Origin of the sequence: Dokdonella sp., from assembly GCF_036518555.1 — a bacterium.
GTDB lineage: Bacteria > Pseudomonadota > Gammaproteobacteria > Xanthomonadales > Rhodanobacteraceae > Dokdonella_A.
Window position 1 is genome coordinate 1 of sequence record NZ_DATDMY010000055.1, and the last position, 4,579, is coordinate 4,579.

A 4,579-nucleotide genomic window follows, 5' to 3' on the forward strand; every position below is an offset into this window, starting at 1 on the left:
GATCGTCGCCCGCGCGACCCAAGATATGTGGAAGTGGATCCGTGAACCGGATGCGCCGTTCATGTCGTTCTCCCCATCGCCGTCGCCGGCCCCGTCCGCGAAGAACGCCGTTCGACGCGAATCGAGGACGTGCACGACCGGCATCGATACGCGAGCGCCCGCGTTCCCGCGACGGTCGGTCGGCGCCGCAGCGCGGGCCGCGGGCGCGGCGTCAGGCGCATGGGCGGCTCGCGCCCGGGCTCGGGCAGGCAGGCGCGCGACGAGGTCTCGTGCGCAAGCGACCGGCCCGCCTGCATGCGGCCCGTATGGCCTCGCGCGCCGGGCGGTCGTGCGAGACGCCGCGATGGCTCGATGGTCGTGCTGCTGCCGCGCTACTTCGTCGCGCCCGTCGCCGGCTCCGGATAGGCGTCGCTGCGTCCGCTCAACGTGCGCAGGAGCTGCTTCGTGACGGGCGAGAGCACGTCCGCGGGCACGCCGAGCGCGATGCCCTCACCGGCGGTGCGGCGCGCCTCCTCGTGCCGCCCGAGGCCGTCGAGGATCTGCGCCTTCTGCACCAGCATCATCACCTGCCGCGGTTTCGCTTCCGGCGCGACGCGGCGCCAGTCCGCCAGCGCACGCTCGATCTCCACGAGCGCGTCGGCGCCGCGGCCGGCGCGCCAGAGCGCTGCGGCGCAGGTATTGCGGATCAACACCGCTTCGCGCGAGGCGTCGCGCCCGCTGCGGTCGATGACCGCGAGAGCCTGTTCGGCCCATTCCACGGCCTGCGCGTCGTCCCTGCGCTTCATCGCGACATTCGACAACGTCGACAGCGAATACGCGACGGTCGGATGATCGTCGCCGAAGAGCGCACGGCGTTCGGCCAGCGCCTGGCGCATCTGCGCTTCCGCCTCGTCGAGTCGATCCTGCCGGTACAGCGCCATGCCGAGGTTGTTGCGCGCACGCGGGCACACCTCGCTCTTGATGCCGGCGCGCGCGCACACCGCGAGCGCCTCGCGGTAGGCTGCTGCGGCTTCGTCGAGGCGACGCTGCTCGACGAGGATCGCGCCGCGCGCATCGAGCGATTTGGCGATCTCCTCGTGATCCTGGCCGAAGACCGCGCGCTGCATCGCCAACGCCTGGTCGAGCAGGTCGCCGGCTTCGGCGCTGCGCGCGACGTCGCGCCCGACGATCAGCGCCAGGTCACGCAGCGTCGCGGCGATCGCGTCGTGCGGCGGGTCGTAGATGCGTCGCTCGAGTGCGAGCAACTCGCGCAGGCGCGCTTCGCTGCGCGCAGTGTCGCCGATGCCGTCGGTGGCGGTGGCGAGGCTGCCGAGCGCGGCGACATAGCGGCTGTCTTCCGCGAAACCGGCCTGACGCCAGCGCGCGAGCCAAGGTTCGAGCTGGGCGATCGCTTCGGGATAACGTTGTGCTTCGGCAAGCGCGTTGCCGAGAGCGAGTTCAGCCAGCAACGCGTCTTCGGGCTGCGTCCCGTCGAGCGTCGCCGCGACGGCGACGGCCTCGCGCCGGTGCGCGAGTGCACGCGCGCTCGCGCCGAGCGCCATTTCCGATGCCGCAGCGACGTCCAGCGCCAGCAGGCGTTCGCGCGAAGGCCGTGCGCGCAGGGCTGCCATGTCCGCCTCCGCTTCCTGCAAGGCCTCGCGGTTGCGCCCGGCGCGCTGCAGCGCGCCGGCGTGCAGCAGGTGCGCACGCCGTGCGGCGGCGGGATCGCCGCCTCGCGACGCGAGCGTCGCCGCTTGCGCGAGTTGCGTCTCGGCTCGGGCATGGTCGGACAGCGACAGGCTCACCTCGCCGAGGGTGAGCAGCACCTGGGCGCGCGTGATGTCGTCGAGCGTCGATGCGGCGAGGCGGCGCTGGGCCTCGTCGACGAGCTGCTCCGGCGTCGGCCGGCGCTCGCGCGGCAGCTGGGCCCGCGCCGCGCCGAACACGCCGACGGCGAAGTCGCGCACGGTGTTCGCGCGCACCGCCTCCTGCCGCGCGACGTGCGCCTGCCATAGCGCGACGGCGAGCGCGGCGAGGGTCGACAGCAGGAACGCCGCGGTGGTCAGCACGCCGCCGCGGTGGCGCGCAACGAACTTGCGCGTCCGGTACCACGGCGAGGGCGGATGCGCGCTGACCGGCTGGTGGGCGAGATACCGCTCGACGTCGTCGGCCAGCGCAGCCGCCGACGGATAGCGCCGCTCGGCTTCTTCCGCGGTCGCCTTGAGCACGATGTTATCGAGGTCGCCTTGCAGCTCGCGCCGGGTGCGGTCGGCGCTCGTCGGCAGCGTGCCCGGCGCGGCGCCGGCGTCGACGCGCGAAGAGGGCGTGCGCAGGTCGCCGCGATCGCGTCGATGCCCGGTCATGAGCTCGCCGAGCAGGACGCCGAGCGCGTAGACGTCGGTGGCAGTGGTGATCGCGCCGCCGGTGAACTGCTCCGGCGCGGCGTAGCCCGGCGTCATCGCGCGGTGGCCGGTGTGCGTCGCGTCGGTGTCGTCGCCGGGGTCGAGCAGCTTGGCGATGCCGAAGTCGAGCAGTTTCACGTTGCCCTCGCGCGTGACGAGGACGTTGGACGGCTTGAGGTCGCGGTGCACGATGAGCGCGCGATGCGCCGCATCGACCGCGCGACAGGCAGCCACGAACAGGTCGAGGCGATGGCGCAGGTCGAGCCGGTTTTCGCGCGCGTAGTCGGTGATCGGCAGGCCGTCGACGAGCTCGAGCGCGATGTACGGCACGCCGGCCTCGGTGACGCCGCCTTCGATCAGTTGCGCGATGCCGGGATGGTGCAACTGGGCGAGCGCGCGACGCTCGTCGCGGAAACGCCGTCGTTCGTCCGCGGTATAGAGGCCGCGTCGCAGCAGCTTGAGCGCGACCGTCTGCCGGACGCCGTCCTGCTCGCGCTCGGCGCGGTAGACGACCGAAGAGCCTCCTTCACCGAGCGCGTCGAACAGCACGAACGGGCCGACGCGCGTCCCCGGCGTTTCGGCCGGTCGCTCGATCTCGGCGATCCGCCCGAGCAGGTCGTCGAGCGGCCGGTCGAGCACGCCGGCCCCGGTGGCGCTCTCGTCGAGCGCGAGCATGCGTTCGAGCGAGCGCCGTTGCGCCGCGTCCGTGCAATGCGCGTCCAGCCAGGCCGTGCGCCGGCCTGCCGGCACGGCAAGCGCCTGTTCGAACAAGTCGCGCGTCGATGCAGTCGTCACGGGGTTCGCCGCGGAATCACCGTCCTCTGATAACGATGGACGCGCGCCATTCCGGACATGCCGAGCCGGTTGCGGCCGGCCGGACGACTCAACCGGGATCGGGCGACGCGCGTGCGACGCCGAGTGTACCTTCGAGCAGCGGCCCCAGCTCCCCGCGCAGCTGCAGGCGCGCGAGGGCGGCGATGCCGGACGCGTCGTCGGGGTCGTCGGGGTCGAAATCCGGCGAGCGCGCGAGCGTCGCGAGCGCGTCGAACCAGGCGCGATCGTGGATGCCGGCCGCGTGCAGCAGCAGCCCGGGCAGCATCCATGCGCGCGTGTCGAGGCGGCGCGATCGCCCATCCTCGTTGTCGTAGAGCAGCCACGGAACCGGCTGCTGCTTCGCCTCGCGACCGTCGTCGAAGCCGAGCTCGGCGTAGACCGGGCCGAGATCGGGCAGGTGGTCGCCGTAGAAGAGCAGCAGCGTGCGCCGCTTGCGCCGCGCGAGCACCTCGGCGAGGCGTGCGAGCTCGTGGTCCGCGTCGTCGAGCAGGTAAAGGTAGTTGCCCAGCCACGCGCGTGCACCTGCGTCGAGCGCTTCGGGCATCGGCAGCGCGGCGAGGCGCCGTGGGTCGAGCCCGGGCCGCCAGTCGAACGGGCCGTGGTTCTCGATGCTGATCGCGAACACGAACTGCGGCGGGCCGTCGTCGGCGAGTTCGTCGAGCACGCGATCGGTGAGCGCCGCGTCCGAGGTGAACAGGCCGACGACCTGGTCGGGCACGAACGCCGCCGCATCGACGAAGCGGCCGAAGCCGAGCGCGGCGTACGCCTGCGCGCGATTCCAGAACGCGGCCGCATTGGGATGGATCGCGACGCTGCGGTAGCCGTGCGCATCGAGCACGCGCGCGAGGCCGGGGTAGTTCTCGCGGTCCAGTTCGAGCCACGGGTACTGCACGCCGCCGAGGCTGGCGAGCGGTGCGCCCGTGAGGACCTCGAACTCGGTGCGGATCGTTCCGCCCGCGAACGTCGGCACGCCGAGGTCTCCGGCAGTCGCATCGCGTGCGAGCCGGTGGTACGCGCGCAGGAAGCGTCCGCTGAGCACATCGTGCAGGCGCGCGGGGTCGAACAGCGACTCGCTCTGCACGACCACGATGTCGGGCAACGGCGCATTCGTCGTCGCCGCGGCGAGGCCGGCACGCAAGGTCGCCGCGTGGGCCTGGACGAAGGCCGTCGCGGCGGCGCGATCGGCCGGTGGCACGTCGCCGCCGCCGAGCTCCCAGTGGTAGACGAGCAATCCGCCGATGAGTCCCGTGCTCGCCGTGCTGCGGTCGAGCGCCCATGGCTGGAAGCCCCGCGCGGCCTCGCCGTAGACGACCCGCCAGGGAGCGGCGCCGCCCATGAGGCTCGCGCCGATCGCGAGCGCGGCG

General features: G+C 72.9%; 2 protein-coding genes. Both read right to left on the bottom strand.

The window, feature by feature from the left end; translation table 11 throughout:
* Nucleotides 1–371: 371 nt before the first annotated feature.
* A complete protein-coding gene (locus VI238_RS03310) occupies nt 372–3,176 on the bottom strand; it encodes a serine/threonine-protein kinase (protein ID WP_331648420.1) in 2,805 nt (934 codons plus the stop codon).
* An 88-nt stretch (nt 3,177–3,264) separates the two neighbouring features.
* The coding region (locus tag VI238_RS03315; RefSeq protein ID WP_331648422.1) for an LTA synthase family protein at nt 3,265–4,579 on the bottom strand (1,315 nt) is incomplete at its 5' end.